The sequence below is a fragment of the Terrisphaera buseokensis genome, assembly GCF_047521145.2.
In the GTDB taxonomy this organism is placed as follows: domain Bacteria; phylum Verrucomicrobiota; class Verrucomicrobiia; order Opitutales; family Opitutaceae; genus ER46.
The window spans coordinates 2532786-2555196 of sequence record NZ_CM134186.1 but is presented as its reverse complement, the minus strand read 5'-3'; the positions used below and the strand labels follow the sequence as shown (position 1 = coordinate 2555196).

At 66.1% G+C, this 22411-nt stretch carries 10 protein-coding genes; 3 read left to right on the top strand and 7 right to left on the bottom strand.

The features are described from left to right. Window positions 1-5 precede the first annotated feature (5 nt). The 5 genes from ACLJEU_RS09300 to ACLJEU_RS09280 form a co-directional block, all read right to left on the bottom strand. Window positions 6-1169, bottom strand: coding sequence for a Gfo/Idh/MocA family protein (locus ACLJEU_RS09300; RefSeq protein ID WP_414662335.1), 1164 nt, complete (start codon window positions 1167-1169; stop codon window positions 6-8). A gap of 191 nt (window positions 1170-1360) precedes the next feature. Next, on the bottom strand, window positions 1361-4405 hold the full coding sequence (locus ACLJEU_RS09295; protein ID WP_414662334.1) for a PVC-type heme-binding CxxCH protein: 3045 nt from the start codon (window positions 4403-4405) through the stop codon (window positions 1361-1363). Between the two features lie 105 nt (window positions 4406-4510). Then, window positions 4511-6286, bottom strand: a complete 1776-nt coding sequence (locus ACLJEU_RS09290; RefSeq protein ID WP_414662333.1) for a PPC domain-containing protein — start codon at window positions 6284-6286, stop codon at window positions 4511-4513. Window positions 6287-6321: 35 nt separating this feature from the next. Then, window positions 6322-7677, bottom strand: coding sequence for a DUF1501 domain-containing protein (locus tag ACLJEU_RS09285; RefSeq protein WP_414662332.1), 1356 nt, complete (start codon window positions 7675-7677; stop codon window positions 6322-6324). A gap of 63 nt (window positions 7678-7740) precedes the next feature. Beyond that, window positions 7741-11256: a DUF1549 domain-containing protein gene (locus ACLJEU_RS09280; RefSeq protein WP_414662331.1), complete on the bottom strand. Its 3516-nt coding sequence runs from the start codon at window positions 11254-11256 to the stop codon at window positions 7741-7743. 254 nt (window positions 11257-11510) lie between these two features. Between ACLJEU_RS09280 and ACLJEU_RS09275 the strand changes: the two genes are divergently transcribed. The 3 genes from ACLJEU_RS09275 to ACLJEU_RS09265 all read left to right on the top strand — a co-directional run bounded on the left by ACLJEU_RS09275 (window position 11511) and on the right by ACLJEU_RS09265 (window position 17161). Next, window positions 11511-14300, top strand: a complete 2790-nt coding sequence (locus tag ACLJEU_RS09275) for a PSD1 and planctomycete cytochrome C domain-containing protein (protein ID WP_414662330.1) — start codon at window positions 11511-11513, stop codon at window positions 14298-14300. Window positions 14301-14342: 42 nt separating this feature from the next. After that, entirely contained in the window at window positions 14343-15773 is a 1431-nt protein-coding gene (locus ACLJEU_RS09270; RefSeq protein WP_414662329.1) for a DUF1501 domain-containing protein, read from the top strand. 74 nt (window positions 15774-15847) lie between these two features. Beyond that, window positions 15848-17161 carry a hypothetical protein gene (locus tag ACLJEU_RS09265; protein ID WP_414662328.1) on the top strand — a complete coding sequence of 438 codons (1314 nt, stop codon included), beginning with the start codon at window positions 15848-15850 and terminating at the stop codon, window positions 17159-17161. Between the two features lie 156 nt (window positions 17162-17317). Here ACLJEU_RS09265 and ACLJEU_RS09260 read toward each other — a convergent pair whose 3' ends face one another. Continuing rightward, window positions 17318-20815: a PSD1 and planctomycete cytochrome C domain-containing protein gene (locus ACLJEU_RS09260; protein ID WP_414662327.1), complete on the bottom strand. Its 3498-nt coding sequence runs from the start codon at window positions 20813-20815 to the stop codon at window positions 17318-17320. After that, a complete protein-coding gene (locus tag ACLJEU_RS09255; RefSeq protein WP_414662326.1) occupies window positions 20812-22260 on the bottom strand; it encodes a DUF1501 domain-containing protein in 1449 nt (482 codons plus the stop codon). The genes ACLJEU_RS09260 and ACLJEU_RS09255 overlap by 4 nt, the downstream gene beginning before the upstream one ends. Between the last annotated feature and the right edge of the window lie 151 nt (window positions 22261-22411).

Below are 22411 nucleotides of genomic sequence, written 5' to 3'. Positions count from 1 at the left end.
CCGGCTTACCGGCGGAACGACTTCGTGAAGTCTTCCGTGACGGTCTGCACGACTTTTTTCTCGTGCTTCGACTCGGCGATCAGCTGGTTGAGCTTCTTCTCCCAGGCCGCGCTGTCCATCGGCAGATCCACCGTCTGGTTGATGAACGACGAATAGAGCAGCACGTTGGCCAGCTCGACCGATCCCATGCCCTCGGCGCCCGGCGCGATCAGCGGCGTGCCGTCGAGAATCGAGTCGACGAAGTTCTGCATCAGAATCGCGTGCGGGTTGCCCACGGTCTCGAAGGGAATGTCGACGTTCCACACGTCGGGCTTCGCGAAGCCGCTCTTCGACGTCTTGCTGAACTCGATCATGTCGGCGTCGTTCCGCGTGAAGGAGAGTTTGTTGTTTTCGAGCACCAGCTTGCCGCGCGTGCCGCAGATCTCGAAACGGTTCGTGCCGGGCGACTCGCCCGTCGACGAGACGAACACGCCCGTGCCGCCGTCCGCCCATTCCAGATACGTCGTGATGTTGTCCTCGACCTCGATGTTGTGGAAACGGCCGAGCTGGCAGAAGCCGCGCACCTTGGCCGGCATGCCGCACAGCCACTGCAGCATGTCGAGCTGGTGCAGGCATTGGTTCAACAACACGCCACCACCCTCACCCTTCCACGTCGCCCGCCAGCCGCCGCTCGCGTAATACGCCTCGGTGCGGAACCAGTCGGTGATGATCCAGTTCACGCGCACAATCTTTCCGAGTTCACCACTCTGGATCAGATTGCGGACCTTCTGATATCGCGGTTCGACGCGCATCTGGAACATGCCCGCGAACACCTGCTTCGGGTGCTCCTTGGCGACAGCGATGAGACGCTCGGCGTCGGCCTTGTGCGCGGAAATCGGCTTCTCGATCATGACGTGCAGCCCGTGCTTCAACGCGTCGATGCCGATCGTCGTGTGGAGAAAGTGCGGCGTCGCAACGACGAGGGCGTCGATCTCGCCCGAACGGATCATGTCGTCGCAGCTCGCGTAGGTCGTCAGCCCGGGCTTGCCCTCGAACGGCTTCAGGCCGGGCGCGTAGGCGTCACTGACCGCGGTCAGCGTGCACCGTGATATCTTGTGATCGAGCAGGTAACCGGTGTGGAACTTGCCGATGTTGCCGAGACCGACGATGCCGAGACGAACGTTTTTCATGAAGGGTAAGTGCGTGAGTGTGGGCGCAGCGAAAAATCCGCCGCAACCTCTTTCTGCGCGTTCGACCGGAACGATGTCTAAATGGTGGCGGTCCCGCGTCGGTGGGATCATCCCGCGTTATGGTTAAACCTCACGTCCTCGCGGGGCGAGGACGCCCCGCCTACAATGAACGAACGCTCGAAAGGAGAACCTTACTTCAGCTCCTCGATGAACGTCAGCAAATCCGCCATGTCCTGCACCGATAGGCCGGCTTCGAGTCCCTCAGGCATGAGGCTCTTCCCGGACGACGAACTCCCCTTGATGTTGGCCCGCGGCAGCGCGACCTCGGCGCCGCCCATGATTTTGAGCGACAAACTGGTGGCGTCATCCCGCGTGATCATGCCGGTGTAGGCGTTGCCGTCGCGGGTGTTCACATCAAACGCGATGTACTGCGGGGCGACTTCCTTGTGCGGATCCAGAATCGCCGTGAGCAGCGCGTCGCGGCCCCGCGTCTTGACCGTGATCAAGTCGGGCCCGAGTTCCATGCCCGCGCCGTCAGCCCGGTGACAAATCATGCAGCGCCCAAGATAGTGCGCCTTGCCGCGCGCGGCATCGCCCTTCATCCCCGCCGCGGGCGCAAATTTCGCCGTCACCTCGGCACGCGAGGGCGGAATCACCGACGCCAGCGCGGTCTTCGCCAGCGCCGCGATCTTCGGCGACTTGTGCTGCGCGAGTGCCTGTACCTGCGACGCGCTGAGCTCCGTCGGCTTGATCTTCCCTGCCGCGACCGCCTCGAGCAACGCCGTCTGCCGATCTTCGCGGCCCATCAACGACGTCAGGGCGGCCTCTTTGGCCTTCGGCGCAACCTGCGCCCACGAGCGAATCAGAACCGCTGTCACTTCGGGCACCGCATGCTGCGAGAGCACCTTGATCGCCGCGACCTGCAACGCTTCCGGCTGCCCGGGACTCAAGGTCGAGGTCAACGCCTCGCGCGACTGCGCGAGCGAGGACACGCTCAACAGTTCCACGGCCTCCAATCGCGCGGCCGGCGCGGCCTTCGCATCAGCCACCGTCGTACCCGCCCGGCTGAACACCGAGGCGAGCTTCTTGCCGGTATCGGCCTGTTCAATGCTCGTGCCGGCGCGGCGCAAGCCGTCGCCCAACGCCCGCAACCACAGCGGGCTCGTGCCCGGCTGCGCCACAAAATCGATCAACGAGGCAAAGCCCTCCGCGGGTTTCGAGGCCGCGCGAATCTCGATCAGTTTCGCGACAAACGCCGCCATCGTCCGCGCCTGCGCCGGATCGCGCGTCAGCGCGGGATACAGCACGCCCGCCACAATCTCCGGCGGACCGCTGAGCAGCGCCGCGGAAATCCAGCTGTTCGCAAAATCGCGCTGCGCGATCTGCGCATAGGCCGCGGCCAGCGGAGCCGCGGCGGGCTTGGCCGACGGCGTGGCCAGGGCGGTCTCAGCGGTGAGCGCGAGTTGAAACCGGACGCGTTCGCTCGAATCCGAAGCCAGCCCGGCGAGTTTTTCCGCCAGCTTCGCACTGAGCGGCTGCCGCGCCATGACCGTCTCCGAAAGATAAATACCCCGCTCGCGCACGTGTTCATCCTTGTCCGCGAGCGCGGCGAGGATCGCCTCCTCGTTCAAACCGCCGAGACCGTCGAGCGAACCGAGCGCGTGGTGCCGGGCGAGTGGCGACTTGGTTTCGCGCACGAGCTTCGCGAGGAGCGGCACGGCCGCCTTGTCCTGGCGCTCGTACAGCAGCCGCGACGCGGTGTCGCGATGCCAGCCGTTCGTGTGCTCGAGCGTGGCCACGAGCTCCGCGGTCGTCGCCTTGCCGAGGGTCACGGTGTTGCGGCGCTTCCACGCGGGATTGTCCGGGACGATGCGATACAGGCGGCCGCGATCGTTGCCGTTGTTCAGATCGAGGTGCTTCTTGATCTCCTCGGGCAGACTCCACGGATGCTCGATGACCTGCCGATACATGTCGCAGATGTGGAGCGTGCCGTCGGGAGCGTTGGAGAAATTCACCACGCGCGCCCACGTGTCGGTGCTCGCCGCGAATTCAAAGCCCTGTTCGTCCGCCGGCCGGCGGCCGATGAGGCTGACGCCGTCCTGGTGGATCTTCTTGCGGTGCACGAGCTGGCCGCCGGCGTCGCCGCTGAAAGTGTTGTTCACGAAGTCGTCGCCGTATGCGTCCCCCCGATACACCATCGTGCCCGAGGCGCCGGTGAAGTACCCGCTGACGCGTCCGCCGCCCTCGACGACGCCCTTGACCACGCCGGAAATGCGCCAGCGAGTGCGCACGATGCGCCACGGTTCATCCGGACTGATGCGAAACACTTCCGCCGCGCCACCGTCGGCCGCGATGCTCTGCCGGGTGCCCGGCATGGTGAAGAACGGATTCCGCCCGGAATAGCGGTCGTCATAGACCCAGAACTGCAGGTGGTCCGAGTTCGAACAGCCGAATTTCCGAAAATAGTTGTCGTAACTCATCCCATACTGCGCGCCGCCCGCCTCGAAGCCGAATTCATAGGTGCGCGGATCGAACCAGAAATCGCGCGCGGCCAGCTCGACCTCGGCGTCGCCCGGACGTTTCAGATTCTTGATCTTGCCGCGATTGCCCGGGCCGCTCTGCACATGAATGCGGTTGTCCTGACCCCAGTGAAAGCTGTTGAACATCGCCTGCACGTTGAGGCGCGCGAGGCCCGAGCCGAAACCGGTGTACACTTTTTCGCGCACCTCCGCGCGACCGTCGCCATCGCGATCCTCGAAACGCCAGATGTCGGGCGTCGCGCCCACAAACAAGCCGCCGTTCGCCCAGATCAATCCGGTCGGCCAGGGCAGGTTGTCCGCGAAGACCGTGCTGGTCTCATAGAAGCCGTCGCCATCCTTGTCCTCGAGCATCGAGATGCGCCCGAGGTGCGGCGTGCGTTCGCGCTCCTCGGAATAATCGATCATCTCGCACACGAACATGCGGCCGTTCTCGTCGAAACTGATGGCGATCGGATCGCGCACGAACGGCTCGTGCGTCACGAACTCGACCTTGAAGCCCGGCTTCACCTTCCACGTCGCGATCGCGGCCTTGGGCTCGACGGCCGGATAGCTGGGCAGGTCCTTGGCCGGATCGACCGACACCGCAGCCTTGGTTTCGCCGTAGACCTGCTGATAGGTCGCCGTGGACTTGGGCGTTTCGGCGGCAAACGCCACACAGGTGAGGCCGGAAAACGCGGCCAGGAAAAGCGGTTTCATCTGGAGGAAAAAATTATTGGGGTAACCCAACGGTTACAAGTCAATCGTTCGATCGCGCCCCGCGCCACCGTCAATCCGGCTTTTCTCCCGCGCAAGCCGCACACGCTATTTTTCGTCCGCCGGCTTTTCCTTTTCTTTCGGCGCAGAGAGAACCGTCAGCCACACGTCCGGCGTCGAGGTGATCACGAGGTCGCGAAAGCCCTGCGGGACGCCGTTGTTCAACGTGGTCGTCACGAGTTCGTGCCCCGCCGGATACACTGCGCCCGCCGGGTCAGTGTCCGCTTGAAAGTGAATCCTGACGGGGCCGCTGAAGGGCGCAGCGTCGGCCGCGGCCGCCAGCTCGAGGGTGATCTCCTTCGCCGTTTCCCCGAGCTCGACCGGAGCCACTGTGAGTCCGGCGGGTAGGCCCGTCACGGTGCACGTCAGCTTGGTCTTGAAACCCTCGCTGCGACGCGCGGTGAGCTTGAGTTTGGCCGTCTTGCCAGGCTCGACGGTCACACCGGCCTCCGCCACTACGGCCTGAAACCGCGGTCGCGCCGCCCGCACGCTCAGGCGATAGCGATGATCGTCGCCGGCCCGCTGCAGCACACTGCCGACCACCGCGTAAAAGGTGCCGCTCTCGGGTGCCGTCCATTCCACCAACGGGTCCGCGCTCGTCGAATCGTCGCCGCGCACCCGTTCCTTGCCGGCGGCCGTTTGAATCGCGAGCCAGGCATCCAGCGGGAATCCGAGCGCTGCCGACTGCACCGCAATCACGAGACTTTCGCCCTTGGTGGCCGCAAAGGCGAAGCGGTCCACTTCTCCGATCCGTGCAATCATACCCGACACCGCAAACGGCGGACACGGCGCCGGCGCATCCTTGGGCCGAGCCAGCCAGGTCTCCTCCAGCCATTCGGTCCCTTCGCCCAAGGGGATGCTCACGGCGTTTTCAAACTCCGGCCGCCGCCAGCTGGCTTGCGCGAGATCCGCGGGAAACACCGCCCCGTCCACGGTAAACTCCCGCCCGTTCTCCGTCCCCAGGTTCCAGCCAAACGCCCGCAACGTGGCGGTCTTCGTCCGCTCCAAACCCAGCGGCAGCGTGTACCGCACCTGGGGCCCCTTCGAGAGGTGCAGGCGATAGACGCACGCGTCGCTCCCGGTGAACCGCACGTCGGCCGTCGCCGGATGCGCGAAACCGAACACCTGCACGACGTACGTGCCCGCGGCCGGAGCCGTCCAGGTGAGCAACGGATCGAGGTTGCGGCCGTTGTCGTGGTTGAGCGCGAGCTCAAGCCCGCGCGTATCCACCACACGGATCACCGCGTCCACCGGCGAAGCCAGCACGTACGCGTCGACCGACGCCAGCAATGTCTGCCCGGCCTCGAGTTGCACCGCGAACGAATCGACGTCGCCGCCCTTGTTCAGCCGGCCGTTGAGCGAAACGGGCAGCCGCTCGATCAGCTGGGGCCGGCTGAACTCGTCATTCGGCTCGACCTCGGCGCCGGGTGGTTCCGCCGTCACCACGATGAAGCGCGGCGCGCTCGCGCCAGTGTCGTTGTACAGGCGGACAAGATGGGGACCGGCGGGCACGTCCGCACCGACCTCGACGCTCAGCTCGCCGGCTTTCTCCCCGGGCCGAAACGAAAGGCCGGGCGAATCGGTCCAGACCTTCGCCGGCCACGGCGCGAACTTGCCCACCGCGTTTACCGTCGTGGTCGTTCCCGCCTGCACTGCCACCGGGAAAAACTGCTCGAGCGTCGGTGCCGCCGCGCGCGCGGACCACGCGGCGCCGCCGACGACCGCTACCAGCAGGCCCAACCCGATTCTCCGCGCGCCTGCCCCCACGGCACCAGCCATCAAGCGTTGTCGCCGCGGCCGATCGGTGTCCGCCAGCGCTGTCATCGGTGCGAAAGGCTCAGAGCCGCCGGGACCTTCGTTCAAACGAACAGCTCCTTGATCACGCGCCCGTTGTTCACGAGCTGCATCGGCCGGCCAGTGTTCGTGTGCAGCGTCTGCGCGTGATCGATGCCCATCTTGGTGTAGAGCGACGCGGCAAAATCCTCCGGCCGGTACACGTTCTCCGCGGCATGATAGCCCTTGGCGTCGGTCGCACCGACGATCTGTCCGCGCGGAATGCCCGCGCCCGCCATCAACACCGACATCGCGTGCGGCCAGTGATCGCGCCCGGCGTCCTTGTTCACCTTGGGCGTCCGGCCGAATTCGCCGAGCAGCACGACCATCGTGGTGTCGAGCAGGCCGCGGGTCTCGAGATCGTTGATCAGCGCCGCGACGCCCTGATCCATTTTCTTCACCTGCTCGCCCTTGTAGGCGTCGAACAGCTTCGTGTGGTGATCCCAGCCGCCGAAATAAACGGTCATCCACGACACGCCGACCTCGACGAGCCGCCGCGCCATCAGCAGCCGCTGGCCAAAATCGTTCCGGCCGTAGGCGTCGCGCACCGTCTCGTCCTCACGGTGAATGTCGAAGGCCGCCTGCGCCTGCGGTGACAGCACCATGTCGATGCCCTGCTGGTAATATTGATCGAACGTGACCGCCGGATCCTCGGCGAGCTTGTCCGTGTAACGCTGCATGCGGTCGAGCGACGCCCGCAGTTCCCGACGCGACGCCGCGCGCCCCTCGCTGATTTCCGGTGGCAGGACGACGTCACGGACCTGAAAACTCTTCTCGTTCGGATTCCCGTTGATCACGAACGGCGCGTGCTTGCCGCCGAGAAAATTGGGCCCGCCGCTGCGCGAGACGCGCGGCACCGACATGTAAGCCGGGATACCGTTCTGGAGTCCGCGGTGATGCGAAACCACCGATCCGAATGAAGGATGAAACGTCACCGACGCCCCGCACGCGACCGGCACGGGTGTACGCGCGCCCGTCATCATGTAATGATTGCCGCCGCCGTGATTCGGATCCTTGTGGCAGATGGAACGGATGACTGTGAACTTGTCCGCCGCCTTCGCCAGGTGCGGCATCACTTCGCAGAAATGCACGCCGGGGACCGCGGTCGGAATCGTGCCCAGCGAGCCGCGAATCTCGGACGGCGCGTCCGGTTTCGGATCGAAGGTCTCGTAATGCGACGGCCCGCCATCGAGCCAGATCATGATGCAGTTCACCTTGGCCCCCGCCTTCACCGCCAGCTTGCCCGGCCCGGGCGAAACGACCGCGGCGTGCGCCTGCAGCCGCAGCAGGCTCGCCAGCCCAAGTCCCACGCCGCCGCCAATGCCCAGCTGCAGAAAATCGCGCCGGCGCATGCCTGCACAGTTGTGGGTGATTCGGCTCATGGTGCACCGCGGCCTAAGCCGCCGCCGCGCGTTTCGCGGGCCAAAGGATTGGGGGATTCATCCTCAGTGATTGAACACAAACTCGGCGGAATTGAGCAACGCCCAAAAGACGTCTTCCGTCGCGCTCCGACGTCCGGCGCCTTCCGCCGGGAAGGCAGCCGTCGCCACCGTCAGCTCCTCCGGCGTCGGCGCGCGGCTCAGCGTCGCGAAATAGAGTTCGCCGATAATCTCCTCCGGTGTCCGGCCGCTGTCGGCCAGCTGGCGCGCGCGACCCTTCGCGCTGCTGAGCTTCGCTTGCAGTCCCTTGGAATTCATCAGGTGCAACGACTGCACCACGCTGATGTGCGCGTCGCGTTCGCACGGCGGATCCATGCTCGGATCGGGCCGGCTGAAGGCGTCCATGAACTGGGACTCGATCTTGTAGCTCCACGCCTGCACCGCGCGGCTGCCCGGCGGCATGCCGGCAAACGTATCCGTCCCGCCCGTGACGTCGTTGACCGCATCGAGCAACACCTCGGCCGGCAGCCGGCGCCGATACGCGCGCGAGAAGTTTCGCGTGTCCGCGAGGTTGGTCGCGTTGGGCGTCGCACTGAGTTGATAGATCCGCGACGCCATGATCGTCCGCGCGAGATGTTTCAAATCGTAACCGTGCTCCACAAAATCGCGCGCGAGGGCGGCGAGCAGCGGCGGATTCACGCAGGGATTCGAGATGCGAAAATCATCCACCGCCTCGACCAGTCCGCGGCCGAAGAAATTCGCCCACACGCGATTCACCGCGGCCGGCGCGAAGTAGGGATTGTCCGGCGCCAGCAGCGAATCGACCAGTGCGCGTCGCGGATCGCTGCCTTGGTCCACCGGCCGATCGACGCCATCGAGCGGACGCGGCGCCATCACCTCGCCCGTCACCGGATGTTTCACACTGCCGCCGGCCGCGAAGTAAAACGTCTCCGTGCCCGCGGAGATCGGCGGCGAAATCGCGGCGCCCTTCTGCTTCACTGATCCGAAGTACGCCGCGAATTGGTAGAAGTCATCCTGCGTCCACTTTTCGTTCGGATGATTGTGGCAGCGCGCGCATTCGAGCCGCGTCCCCAGAAACAACTGGCTGAACATCGTGGCGCGCTCCGCCGGTTCGCGCCGGTCCCGGTAGATCACCGCCGGCCCGTCGCGGTGATTCGTGCCTTCCGCGAGCAGAATCTCGCGCACGAACTGATCGTACGGCTTGTTCTGCCGGAAGCTCTGCCGCAGCCACTGGTCGAGCACGAAGACGCTCTTCAAGCCGACGCGGTCCGGATTCGGGCGCACGAGATCGGCCCATTTCGTGGCCCAATAATCCGCGTAGGCCGGCTCATCGAGCACCCGCGCGATGAAGGCCTGGCGTTTGCCCGGCGATTTGTCCGCCAAAAACGCCCGCACTTCCTCCGGCGTCGGCAACAGGCCGACGGCGTCGAGTTTCGCGCGCCGGACGAATTCCTCGTCCGAGCACAACTCCGAGGGGAAAAGGCCGAGGCGCTGAAAGTGCGCGTAGCTCAGTTCGTCGATGAAGTTGTGCCGCGGGAGCGACGCATAACTGCTCGCCGGCAATACCCGCTCGGCGGGCAGCGTGAGCTGCGTGTCAGCGACGAAACCCATGTACCGCGCCACGACCACGCCCTGGCCGGCGAGCGTGCCAACCTTGACGAGGCCGTCGTCGCTCACGCTCGCGAATTCCGGATCGTTCGCGGCGAACGCGGCGAGGTGCGTCACGTCGCGGCGACTGCCGTCGGCGTAATGCGCTTCCACGGTCAGCTGCTGTTGGCCCTGTCGGGAATACACGCGTTCGCGGGGCGTGACGGTGATGCGTTTGAGGTCCGGCTCGTTGGGGACGCGATAAGCCATGCCTTCCCGCAACCACCGCACGAGCAGTTGGTGCAGCTCCGATCCGGACTCAAACCGCCGCCCGCCCTCGTGGTCGATTGCGGTCGTCGGTTTCTGCACGAGCAGACTCTGATCCGGCGCGGCCGGAAACACGCGCCGGCCGCGGGCACCGCGCACGATCGCGTCGTAGTCGGCCTTGGGATCGTAGGAGAACACCGAGAGCTTGAAACCGTTCTGGCCCTCGGCCTTCGCGTGACAGCCGCCCGCACTGCAGCCCGCACGCGTCAACGCCGGCAGGACATCGCGCAGGAAACTGACCGACGTCGCTGGCGTCGCGCTCGCCACCGTCGCGGCCGCTGCACTGTCCGCTGCGGCGGGCGCGGCTTCCGGCGGCGCTAGCTTGGCGAGCACCTTGCCGTCGCGCTTCCACGCGTGGACGAAACCATCGTGCCCTCCCGTGTAGATCGTCGCGCCATCGGGCGCGCTGACCGCGCTGAGGATGGCTTCGGGCGTCTCGCCGATTTTCTTTTCATCGCCGCCCTTGGAGCGCTCCGTCCCGGCGTGCGCCTTCAGATTGGTATAGGCGAAAACGCCGCCGCCGCTCGTGGCGGCGACGAGCGTCTTGCCGTCGCCGGGCCAGTTCACCGCGCTCACCGCGGCCGAATGATTGCCCAGCGTGGCGACCTTCTCGCGCGTCTGCACCTCCCACACGTTGAGTTCCTTGTCCGCCCCGCCGCTCACGACCTGCGTCGCATCGGCGTTGAACGCAACCGCCAGCACCTGCGCACCGTGGCCCTCGAGGCGGGCGAGTTCCTTTCGCGCCGCCAGATCCCAGATCTTGATCACCTTGTCGCCGCCGGCGGTCACGAGCCGCGTGCCATCGCGACTCACGTCGAGCGCAAAGATCGTATCGTCATGCGCCGACCACGACGCGACGAGCTTGCCCTCGGGCAGACTGATCATGCGCACGAGCCCGCTCCGCCCGGCGACGCCGTCCGCGATCACGAGCGTGGTGCCGTCGGGCGAAAACTGCAGCGCGGTGATCTTCCCGCTCAGGCCCTCGGTCCACTCGCGTTCAGGTTGCAGCGTGTCGCCGTTCCAGAGGACCACGCGCCGGAACGCGCCCGACGCCAGCCAGCGTCCGTCGGCGCTCCACGCCAGCGCCTGCACGGCATCGCGATGCGCCGCCACCTGACGAAGTACCGGCAAGGCGGATACCGCGGCATCGTGCAGCACAATCGCCCCGCCGCGCCCCACGGCCAGGCGCTGGGCGTCCGGAGCCAGGGCCAGGGCGAGCACGGGTTGATACGTGGACGGCAACGGCGCGAGCGCGACCGGTTTGAAATCCTCTTCCAGCAGCGCGGCCTCGTCCCACGGCGTGCCCGCCTGAATCCAGTTTCGGAGCAGTTGAATCTTTGCGTCCGGCAATTGGGACTTCGGCGGCATGTGCGGATCGGCCTCGGCCAGCAGCACGCTCGCGAGCACGCTCGTTTCGGGGTGGTCGGCCACAACCACCGGCCCGGATTCGGCCCCCCGCAGGAGCGCCTCGCGGGACGTGAGCACGAGTCCGCCTTTTTTCTTTTTCTCGTTGTGACACGAGAAACACTCCGCCTTCAACACGAGCATGGCCTCGCGGGCCAGTCCGCCAGGCGCGGGTGAAGTCGCCCCGACGGATCGCTGCGCCAGCCCAAGGCCCCCGACGACGCACAGCAAGGCGCGGCCCACGGACGCAAAAACGCGCCGATGAAACTGCCGGAGCTGGAGCCGAAGCCGGGGTATGGAGACGGGGGTGGAGCCGTTCACTTCGCCGGCAGTGTCCGAATAGCTGCGGCCGGTTTCAACCGCAACTTTGCGTTCACGGTTACGGTAACAGGCGATCTCAGATTTCAGATCTCACATTTCAGATCTCAGATCCTCTCCAGCGCGGATGCTTTTTCCTGTTCGTCCGGCCACTCCGGGTATTCGTTGGACACCGGTAAATGAAGACCCCGTTCATTGCACTCGTGCTGGGCTCCGTCGCGTTCGCGTCCGCGGCGACCATGGCCGCAGGCGCAACCACCGGGGCGGCGATTCCGCGCGAAGTCGACGCGCCGGAGAACCTCGCCTTCTTCGAAGCCAAGGTCCGGCCGCTGCTGATCCAGCACTGCTACGAGTGTCATGGGGAGAAGAAACAAAAGGGCGGCCTGCGGCTCGACTCGCGGCCCGGGTGGCAACACGGCGGGGACAGCGGGGCGGTGATCGTGCCGGGAAAACCCGACGCCAGCCTGCTGATCGAGGCGGTGCGGTATAAGAACGAGGATCTGCAGATGCCGCCGAAGGAAGCGCTCGGCACCGAGGCGGTGGCCGTTCTCGCCGAATGGATCCAACGCGGCGCGCCCGATCCGCGGCTGAGCGTGCCGGCGACCGGCGGCGCGGCGATCGCAGCGATGTCCTTGGAGTCCGCGCGGACGCACTGGGCGTTTCAACCGATCGTCGCGCCGACGTTGCCGGACGTGCCGGGCGCGCCCGCCGACCTTCATCCCATCGACCGCTTCATCCGCGCGCGTCTCGCGGCCGAGGGACTCGCGTGGAATTCGCGCGCTGATCCGCGCACGCTCGTGCGCCGCGCCTACCTCGCGCTGCTCGGACTGCCGCCGTCATTCGACCGCGTGGAACAGTTTGCCGCCGATCCGAGTCCGGCGGCCTGGACCGCGCTCGTCGACCAGCTCCTCGCGCGGCCGGAATACGGCCAGCGTTGGGGCCGTCATTGGCTCGATGTCGCGCGCTACTCTGACACGACGGACAAATCGACGGACAGCGAGCGCCGTATTCCCTTTGCCCGCACGTATCGCGACTACGTGATCGAGGCGTTCAACGCCGACCGCCCGTTCGACCGGTTTGTCCTCGAACAGGTCGCCGCCGATCGCCTGCCTGCGGAAATGAAGCCGGATTTGCGCGCGCTCGGTTTCCTCACGGTCGGCCGACGCTTCGAGGGCAATCTCGAAGCCCCGGAGCTCATCATCGACGATCGCATCGACACCGTCAGCCGCGGCGTGCTCGGTCTCACCCTCGCCTGCGCGCGTTGCCACGACCACAAGTTCGACGCGATTCCGACGACCGACTATTACTCGCTCGCGGGGATTCTCGCGAGTAGCAGCGAACCCATGGATCTGCCCGAAGTGGGCACCGCGCCGGTTTCCGACGCCGTCACGAAATACCGCGCCGAACGCGCCGCGCTGTTCGCCGACTACGCCAAGCACGTCGACACGACCACCACCCTGGCGCGCCGCCTCGTGCGCGAACTCGCGCCCGAATATCTCCGCCGGCTCGTCCAGGAGTCGGCGAACCACCGCACGGTCGAAGGCTTCATCCCGCTCGACACGCCCCGCGGACTGCTCGTGCTCGGCGGTGCGCCGGCCTGGGCCACCTTGATCGCCGAGAGCGTGCAACGCGGTGAAAACTATTTTCGACTGTGGTCGGTTTTCCTGGATCTCCCCGCAACGGATTTCGCCGCCCGGGCCCGCGCGGTGCTCGACGACGCCGCGCGCCACCCTGAACGCCATGACGCCGACGTGCTCGCGGCGTTTTCCGCCACCCCGCCCGCGACCATGCTCGACGTGGCCGAAACGTTTGGCCGCGTGATCACGGCCGCGTTGAAAACGCCGGACGCCCCCGGCCTCGCGGCCGTGATCAACGGTCCGACCTCACCGCTGCAGTTCACGCGGGAGGCAGTCGCGGACGATCTGCTGCGCTTTGTCACCGAGCATCGGATTGTGGCCCGGCGGGACAACGAAGCGGCCGGGAAGATTCGAGAGAAACTGAATATACTCGAAGCCGGTGCCCCGCTCGATCGCGCTCAAGCCGTGGGCGTCAACGGACCGCCGGTGACATCGCGCGTGTTGATCCGCGGTGATCGGTTGAAGCCCGGTGCCGCCGTGCCGCGCCGGATTCCGCAGGTGCTCGCGGCCATCGACGATCGCACGTACGCGGATGACGGCCGGCTGCAGCTGGCGCAGGCGCTGGTCAGTCCGCGCAATCCGCTCACGGCGCGCGTCATCGTGAATCGCGTGTGGCAGCAACATATCGGCCAGGGCCTCGTCGCCACGGCTGATAACTTCGGCGCGATGGGCGAGCGCCCGTCACACCCCGAGTTGCTCGATCATCTTGCGGCTTGGTTCATGGCGCACGACTGGTCGTTCAAGGCCCTGCACCGTTACATCCTGAGTTCCGCGACGTGGCAGCAGAGCAGTGCGGTGCAACCCGTGGCGATGGAACGCGACGCCGCCAACCGGCTGCTGTGGCGGATGGCGCCGCGGCGGCTGGAGTTCGAGGCGTTGCGCGACAGCCTGCTGCGCGTTGCGGGCCGGCTCGACACGCGGCTCGGTGGCCGCAGTGCACCGCTCGACGACGACAACGTGCGTCGCGCCGTCTATGGATACACCGATCGCTTTCGGATTCCGGCGCTGCTGCGGAATTTCGACATGGCCAATCCCGATCAATCGATCGCGCGCCGGTCCGAGACGACGCATCCGTTGCAGGCGCTGTATTTTCTGAACAGTCCGTTCGTTCGCGCCCAGGCGGAAAACGTAAACCGCCAACCGGAAATCGCCGAACTCCTCGACGTCGACGCCCGCATCGAGGCGCTCTACCGCCGCATTCTCATCCGCCAGCCGGACCGCGCTGACCGCGCCCTCGCCCGTGACTATCTCGGCGCGAGCCCCACCGATGCGCACTGGATTCAATTCGCCCAGGTGCTGCTGCTTTCAAACGAGTTCTTTTTCTGTGACTGAAGGATGAGTTGTCCCATCGCCCCGCCACCTGCACTCCCGCCGATGACATCAAATTTCTCTCCCTTCGGTGCGCCCCTCTCACGACGCGACATGCTGCGCCGGTGTGGCGCCGGCTTCGGCACGTTGGGACTTGCGGCCCTCTTGGGCCAGCTGCCCGCAGTGGCCGCCAGCGCTTCGGGAGCGACGCCGCCGCGTGGCCCGCATTTCCGTCCGCGCGCGAAGTATGTGATTCAGATCCTCGCCAACGGCGGGCCGGCGCAGATGGACACGTTCGACCCGAAGCCCGTCCTGACCAAGTACCACGGTCAGCGTCTGCCCATTCATCTCGCGACGGAGCGGCCCACCAGCACGGCCCTGGGTTCGCCGTTTTCGTTTTCCCGCTACGGCCAGTCCGGATTGGAAGTGAGCGAACTGTTTGCCGGCCTCGCGGAAAAACACGCCGACGATCTGTGCGTGATTCGGTCGATGTATTCCGACACGCCAATCCACGAAAACTCCCTGCGGTTGATGAACTGCGGCGCGAGCATCATGGCACGGCCGAGCATCGGTTCGTGGATCACGTACGGGCTGGGTACCGAGAATGAGAACCTTCCCGGCTTCGTCGTGCTGGTGCCGAAAGGCATGCCGGTCGCCGGAGCCGACAACTGGCAGTCGTCGTTTCTGCCCGGGGCGTATCAGGGCACCTACATCGAGACGCAGGACCGCAAGGCGTCGCAACTCATCGACTACCTGAACAACGGCCAGCTCGACGCCGCCGCGCAACGGGCGCAGCTGGATCTCGCGGTCGCGCTCAACCGTAAGCATCTCGCGAGCCGCCAGGACCCGGCGCTCGAGGCCCGCATCCAAAGTTTCGAGACGGCGTTCCGCATGCAGACGGCGGCGACCGACGCCTTTGATATCGATCGCGAACCGGCGCATATCAGGGAGCTTTACGGTGACACCGCGCAGGCGAAGCAAATGCTCATCGCGCGCCGGCTGGTCGAGCGCGGGGTGCGTTTCGTGCAGGTCTGGCACGGAACGCTGCAGCCGTGGGACAGTCACGATAACATCGAGAAAAGTCACCGGCGACTCGCACAGGAAAGCTGCCAGGGAATCACCGCGCTGCTCACCGATCTCAAGCAACGCGGACTGCTCAACGAGACGCTTGTCATCTGGGGCGGCGAGTTTGGCCGCACGCCGACCGTTGAATTGTCCCAAGGCGAGAAGGTCAGCCCGACCGCGGGGCGCGATCACAACCATCATGGTTTCAGCATGTGGCTCGCCGGCGGCGGGGCGAAAGGCGGCGTGGTGCATGGCGCGACGGACGACTTTGGTTTCAAGGCCGTGAAGGACCGCGTCCATGTGCACGATCTTCACGCCACCGTGCTTCATCTGCTCGGCCTCGATCACGAGCGACTCACCTACCAGCACAGCGGCCGCGCCTTTCGCCTCACCGATGTCCACGGGCAGGTCGTGCGCCCCCTGCTCGCCTGAACCGAATTCCCGAATTGAATCCTGCCCCGCTGACCGCGTCGGCAGCCGGCATCCCGCCCTGTATCGCATTTCCAATGACTCGCCTCCATTCCACCCTGCTCATTGCCGTCGCCCTCTCTGGCGCAGCCCCTGCGCTGCCGTCCGTCCACGGCGCCACTCCCGCCGGCGCGCACGCTGATCGCGTCGCCACCGTCACCGGCACGCCCGGCTGCGTGGCGTTCTGGGATTTCGTGCAACGCGAGCCCGACGGCGCCCGCCGCTTCACCGCACATGTCCCGTCCGGTGCGACCAACGCGTTCGCCCTCGATGCGGCCAATTACGTGAAGGATTACTGGGGCGAGGGCCGCGCCGCGAGCTACGCGGACTTTCCGCTGCTGGGCCGCGGTCCGTTCGGCGAGGCCATTCGCATCCGCCAGGAAACCGACGCCACGTTCCGCCCCTTCCTCTTCGTGCCCCGCGCCCGCCTCCATGATTCGCCGCTCGATATCAAGGGGGCCGGTCGATCGGTTTCCGTCGTCGTCTGGGCCATTCGCGAAAGCGGCAATCACGCGCTCGCCGGCATCTGGCACGAGGGCACCGATCTGAAGCAAAAGGAAACCACCGCCATCCAGAAGGTGGAACGCGGCCAGCGCCAGTACGCGCTCTTCGCCGGGCTCAACAAGGCCGGCGCCGCCTGCGGTCACGTTTCAGAAAACGGCGCGAGCTCCTTCCTCAACCGCTACGCGCTGCACAAGTGCAACTCCGCCGGCGTTTCACCCGCGGTGCCCGCCGACTCCACGCCGGCCGTGCTCGACGCCGCCTGGCAGTGTTTCGCCATGACCTTCGATCACGAGCGCGACGAGCTCACCGGCTGGCTCAACGGCGAGTCCGGCGATCGCTGGTTGGAAAACCCGCGCGCGGACACGCTGCTGGCCTCCGCCTACAACGCCTGGCGTCAGGGCGAACTGCGCCGCATCCCCGGCGTGCAGCCCGGCGAAGATCCCGCCTTCCCCGCCGATCAGTTCTACAACCCGCCCGAAGGCCAGCCGCTGTCTGTGAAAGTCCTGAGCGAAACCGCCAGCGAGCGCGTCGAGCTGCAGGAATTCCGCTACACCCGCGTGAAAGTCACGCTGCGCAAGGCCGCCGACGGCAGCACGACGTTCGTCGACCGCGATCTCACCGCGCTGCGGCTGAATCCGTGGTGGTATCCGCACGACCTGTACGCGCCCCCCGACGCCACCAGCGGCGGCCCGTTCACGATCGGCCGCGTGATTCACAGTTCGCGCAGCGTCGGCTTCACCGGCTGGATCGGCGGCGTCGCGGTTTTCAATCGCGCGCTAAGCGCCGGAGAGATCACGCGGCTCTCCGCGCTGGGTCGGGCCGGCCCAATTCCGCTGCCCACCCGCTGAGTCGAAACGCTGCAGCAGAGCTCCCGCGAATCACGCGAACGGGCGCGAATTCCATCGCTCCCATTCAATCCAGCACGGTTGGGTGCGGGCCCATTTCACTCACTTCTCACTCGCGGCCTTTCGCGCCATTCGCGGGCAACTGAATCCACACGTCGCTCAATCCACGAACGCGAGTTCGTTCGACAACAGCAGCACCTGCGCGAGCTCCTCCCAGCGGCTGAGCGGCGGGATCGTTTTCGCCGGTGCATCGAAGTCCTTCTTCGCATTCCACGTCCGCGCCGCCATGCCGCCTTCGGGCGCCAGCGTCAGGTTCGGTGCCCACGTGAAGCTGTCGGAATTGGAATCCGCCCCCGCCTCCACGATAAAGTCCACCGTTTCCCCGGCCGCAACGACCACCCGCTCAAGTTTCGTTTCCACCTTTTGATTGCGGACGATCCACTCGCCGAGCTTCCCCTGCGCGCTGGAAACGACGCGTCCGAGCACGCCGTCGCCCGCCGCCTGCGCGTGGCCGAGGGTGCCTTCAATCTTCAGCGTGCCCGTGCCGGGCGAGACCCAGCGGCGAACACTCGCATACTCCGCCGTGCGACCGGGGTGCCCGCCCACCGCTGAAACGGTGAGATGGCCTGCGACCGGATCGGGAAACGTCTCGCTCGCACTGAACCGGGCATCCTTGCGGTGCGTGAGTGGCTTGAAGCCACGCACCCGATTCGCGCGGGCATCAAACGCGCCGTACCCATAATGCCAGCCGGGCACGACTCCCGGCTTCATCTCCGTCGGTCCCGCCGGCCGCCGGATGAAATCCTGCGCAAGCTTGAGTTCGGCCCTCTCCGGCGCGCGCTGGAAGAGCACGCGATACAGCGAACGAATCTTGTCCGCGTCCGCCGCGGTCGCCTTGAACTCCGCGCGCCGCACGAGCTGACGCGCCTGCTCCTGCGCAAACGGGCTGTTCATCATGAAGAGCGCCTGCTGCGGCACGGTGGTCGCGAAACGCTGCGAACTGCTGACGTCGGGATTCGGAAAATCGAACGTCCGGAACATGCCGGGGAGATTCTGGCGATCGATGAAGCCGTAGACGGTCCGGCGCTTCGCGAACGGTTCCTTGGTCAGGTCGTCGGGCAACCCGCCGGCCTTTTCGTCGAGCGTCCCCGACACGGCGAGCAGCGTGTCGCGCAACGCCTCGAACTCCAGCCGCCGGCGATTGAACCGGTGCACGAGCTGGTTGTCGGGATCGACCGCCGCCGCCTGCGGATGCTCGTCACTGGATTGCCGATACGTGGCCGACAGCACGATCCAGCGGTGCAGCTGCTTCACCGACCAGCCGCCCTCGACAAACGAGGCCGTCAGCCAGTCGAGCAGCTCGCGTTGCACGGGCGCCTCGGTCCGGACGCCAAAGTCGCTCGGCGTGCGCACAAGTGCCGCGCCAAAATGCCAGCCCCACACGCGGTTCACGAGCACGCGCGCGGTGAGCGGGTTCTTCGGATCGACGATCGCCTCCGCCAGTTCGAGCCGCCCGCTGCCATCCTTGAACGGCACGCGTTTGCCCTCCGAAAGAACTTCCAGAAACTGCCGCGGCGCCTCGGGCCCCTTGTTCGCGGGATTGCCTCGCAGAAGCACGCGCGAGTTAGCCGGCGCCGCTTTGTCCACGAGCGCCATCGCGCGCAGCGGCGCACCCGGCTCGGTCCAGTTCAACGCCTCGACCTCGCGCTTCAACCCCGAGGTCTTGTCGTCAATCTGCCGCTTGATCATCTTCGCCGTGGCGTCGAACGAGAGATTCGCCGGCGCTCCGTCCGCATACAGCACCTGCCGCACCGCCTCGCGGCCGGGATCGGTCAACGCATCCGGCGCGCGACCCTGCGCCTTCTTGGCCGCTTCGATCGCCGCGAGCCACGCCTTGTCCGCTTCGGCAAAGACCTGATTGTAGATCGCCGCGGCATCCTTGAGCGTCGCAATCGGCTTGCCCGCCTTCGCGAACGCCTCGACGACCACCGCATTCGCGGGAGCGCCGGCGGCTTTCGGATCGTGCTGCTTCACGTCGTGCAGGCCAGAGGCCTGCGCTCCCGACGACCAGCCGGCAATCAACGCGGGAGCTTTTTCCGCGAACTCCTTCTCCGGCAGCGCGGCCAGCGCGAACCACGGTGCGAGCACCGGATCGGGCTTGCTCGCGCGCTCCGCGATCAGCGTTTGCCAGCGCTTGAGAATCTCCGGGTTCAGTTTCCGCGTGCCGGCGAACAGCTCGAATTTCTGATCCTTCGGCAGCTGCGCCGCATCGTGCACGCCGAGCAGATAATCGCCCGTCTTCGCCCGCAACTCGCGGAGAAACTTCTCCACCTCACTGCGCGCGCGTTCCTTTACTTTCTCCTCCGCTTCGCCCCGTTTCTTCAGGAACGCCTGATACGCGGGCGAATCAACGAGCGGCCCCAGCAGTGGCTTCTCCGCCGGCTCCTCCGAGGACGCGAAAATCCCGTGCAGCGCGTAGTAATCCTTCGTCGGCACGGGATCGAACTTGTGATCGTGACACCGCGCGCACGTCACGGTCAGGCCCATCAGGCCGCGCGTCACGACGTCGATCCGATCGTCGATGATGTCATTCTGATTGCCGAGGAAACGCCGGCCGAGCGTTAGATAACCGAGCGCCGCCAGCGCCGACTTGTCCTCGCCCAACGACAGGCGATCCGCCGCGAGTTGCTCGACCACGAAGCGATCGAAGGGTTTGTCCTCGTTGAACGCGCGGATGACGTAGTCGCGGTAGGTGTACGAATATGCGAACCGACGCTCCGCGTTGCCGACGAGGTAACCCTGGGTGTCGGCGTAGCGCGCGACATCGAGCCAGAAACGTCCCCAGCGCTCGCCATAGCGCGGCGACGCCAGCAGCCGCTCAACAACCTTCGCGTAAGCGTCGGGGGACTTGTCCCGCAAAAAGGCATCCATCTCGTCCGCCGTCGGCGGCAGCCCGGTCAGGTCGTACGTGACGCGCCGCAACACCGTGCGCGCATCCGCGGGCGCGGACGGGCTGAGTTTCTTCTCCTCCAGCTTGGCCAGCACGAACGCATCGACGGGCGTCTGCACCCATTCCGATCGTTTCACCGCGGGCCGTGCCGGTTTCGTCACCGGCTGAAACGCCCAGTGCGACCGTGCTGCCACCATGTCCTGCGGATGCGGTTTACCGCCGGTGCGCGGGTCGGGCGCACCCATCTTCACCCACTGTTCGAGCAGCGCGATTTTGGCCGGGTCGAGTTTGCCACCTTCATCCTTCGGCGGCATCTGCAGATCCTCGGTGCCATACCGCACCGCCTCGATCAGCAGGCTCTTCTCCGGGTTGCCTGGCACGATCGCCGCGCCAGTGGCGCCGCCCTTCAAGAGCGCGTCGCGGGTGTCGAGCCGCAGATCAGCCTTCGATTTGCCCGACTCGACGCTGTGACACTTGTAACACGCGTCGACGAGGATGGGCCGGATCTTGGATTCGAAGAACTCCACCTGCTCCGGTGTCAGATCCGCAGCCGGGAGCGCGGTGAGCAGAAGCGCGAAGGTGGCCGCATGCGCAATGAGCCTGCGGAGGGATTGCCCTGGGACCGCGACCGCCCCCGGTCGCTGCTGGCGGAGGCGACCGGGGGCGGTCGCGGTCCCAGCAAAAACATCGCCGTTTCGAGTGCTCACGCGATCAGATCCCTCACGACCTTGCCGTGCACATCGGTCAGCCGGAAATCTCGGCCGGCGTGACGGTATGTGAGCTTCTCATGATCGAAGCCGAGCAGCGCGAGAATCGTCGCGTGCAGGTCGTGCACGTGCACGGGCTTGTCGACCGCCTTGAAACCGAACTCATCGGTCGCGCCGTAAACGGTTCCGCCTTTCACGCCGCCACCGGCCATCCACATGGTGAAGCCGTGGTGATTGTGGTCGCGGCCGTTGACCTTGCCCGCGTTCGCCCCCGCCGTCGGCAATTCCACGACGGGCGTGCGTCCAAACTCGCCGCCCCAGATCACCAGCGTGTCGTCGAGCATGCCGCGTTGCTTGAGATCCTTGAGCAGCGCACCGATGGCCTGATCGCTTTCCTTGGCGAGCTTGCGGTGGTTGATCTCGATGTCGTCGTGACTGTCCCACGGCTGGCCGGCCCCGTGCCAGAGCTGCACGAACCGCACGCCGCGCTCCAGCAGCCGCCGCGCGGTCAGCATCTGCCGGCCCTGCACGGTGTCGCCGTAAAGCTCTCGCATCGCCGCCGGCTCGCGCGCGATCGTGAACGCATCGGTGGCCTCCATCTGCATCCGGTACGCCAGCTCGTACGACTGGATGCGCGCCTCGAGCTGGGCCTCGCGCTGGCGTTTCACCGCGTGCTGCGCATTCAGTTTCTGCAGGAGATCGAGCTGCGCGCGCTGTGCGGGCTGCGACGTCGCGGAATTCTGGATATGCTCGATCAGCTGCTCGATGTCCGTGTGCGCGGAGTTGATGTAGTTGCCCTGATAGATGCCGGGCAGGAATGCGCTCTGCCAGTTTTGCGATTCCTGGATCGGATAGCCGCCGGGACACATCGCAATGAAGCCCGGGAGATTCTGATTCTCGGAACCGAGGCCGTATGTGACCCACGAGCCCATCGCCGGCCGCGGCAGCCGGGCGTCGCCACAATTCATCAGCAGCAGCGACGGCTCGTGATTCGGCACGTCCGCGTGCATCGAACGGATCACCGCGATGTCGTCGATCGACTCCGCCACGTGCGAGAACAGCTCGCTGACCTCGATGCCGCTCTTGCCATATTTCTTGAACGCAAACGGCGACCGGAACGCGGCGCCGGTCTTGCGTTCGGTTTTGAGATCCATCGGCAAGGGCTTGCCGTGCCACTTCGTCAGCTCGGGCTTCGGGTCAAACGTGTCCACCTGCGAGGGCCCGCCGTTGGCGAAAATATGGATCACGCGTTTCGCCTTCGCCGCAAAATGCGGCGCCCGCGGTGCCAGCGGGCTGTCCATGTTCACGGCGCCCGTGCCACCACCCGCGAACAACTGCGGTCCCGACATCGCCGCGAGGCCCAGCGCGCCGAACCCGATGCCGCACCGGTGCAGAAAATCCCTTCGCGTCAGAAAATGATCCTCGAGGCGGGGAGCGTGGTGCATGGTCGAAGGGTGACGCCGGTGAAACCGACGCGGTAACACCAGTCACGAAAGCGCTGCGCGGCCGAAGGTCAAAGCTCGGAATCGGGTAGTTTCCGTCACGGGCGGCCCGCCGCGAGGGTGACGCCTCCTCACCGCACGTTAGCGCGCCCGG

Excerpts from the sequence above, each read along its gene's own strand:
- ACLJEU_RS09300 (WP_414662335.1), bottom strand. The coding sequence starts at position 1,169 with ATGAAAAACGTTCGTCTCGGCATCGTCGGTCTCGGCAACATCGGCAAG.
- ACLJEU_RS09295 (WP_414662334.1), bottom strand. The coding sequence starts at position 4,405 with ATGAAACCGCTTTTCCTGGCCGCGTTTTCCGGCCTCACCTGTGTGGCG.
- ACLJEU_RS09290 (WP_414662333.1), bottom strand. The coding sequence starts at position 6,286 with ATGACAGCGCTGGCGGACACCGATCGGCCGCGGCGACAACGCTTGATG.
- ACLJEU_RS09285 (WP_414662332.1), bottom strand. The coding sequence starts at position 7,677 with ATGAGCCGAATCACCCACAACTGTGCAGGCATGCGCCGGCGCGATTTT.
- ACLJEU_RS09275 (WP_414662330.1), top strand. The coding sequence starts at position 11,511 with ATGAAGACCCCGTTCATTGCACTCGTGCTGGGCTCCGTCGCGTTCGCG.
- ACLJEU_RS09270 (WP_414662329.1), top strand. The coding sequence starts at position 14,343 with ATGACATCAAATTTCTCTCCCTTCGGTGCGCCCCTCTCACGACGCGAC.
- ACLJEU_RS09265 (WP_414662328.1), top strand. The coding sequence starts at position 15,848 with ATGACTCGCCTCCATTCCACCCTGCTCATTGCCGTCGCCCTCTCTGGC.
- ACLJEU_RS09255 (WP_414662326.1), bottom strand. The coding sequence starts at position 22,260 with ATGCACCACGCTCCCCGCCTCGAGGATCATTTTCTGACGCGAAGGGAT.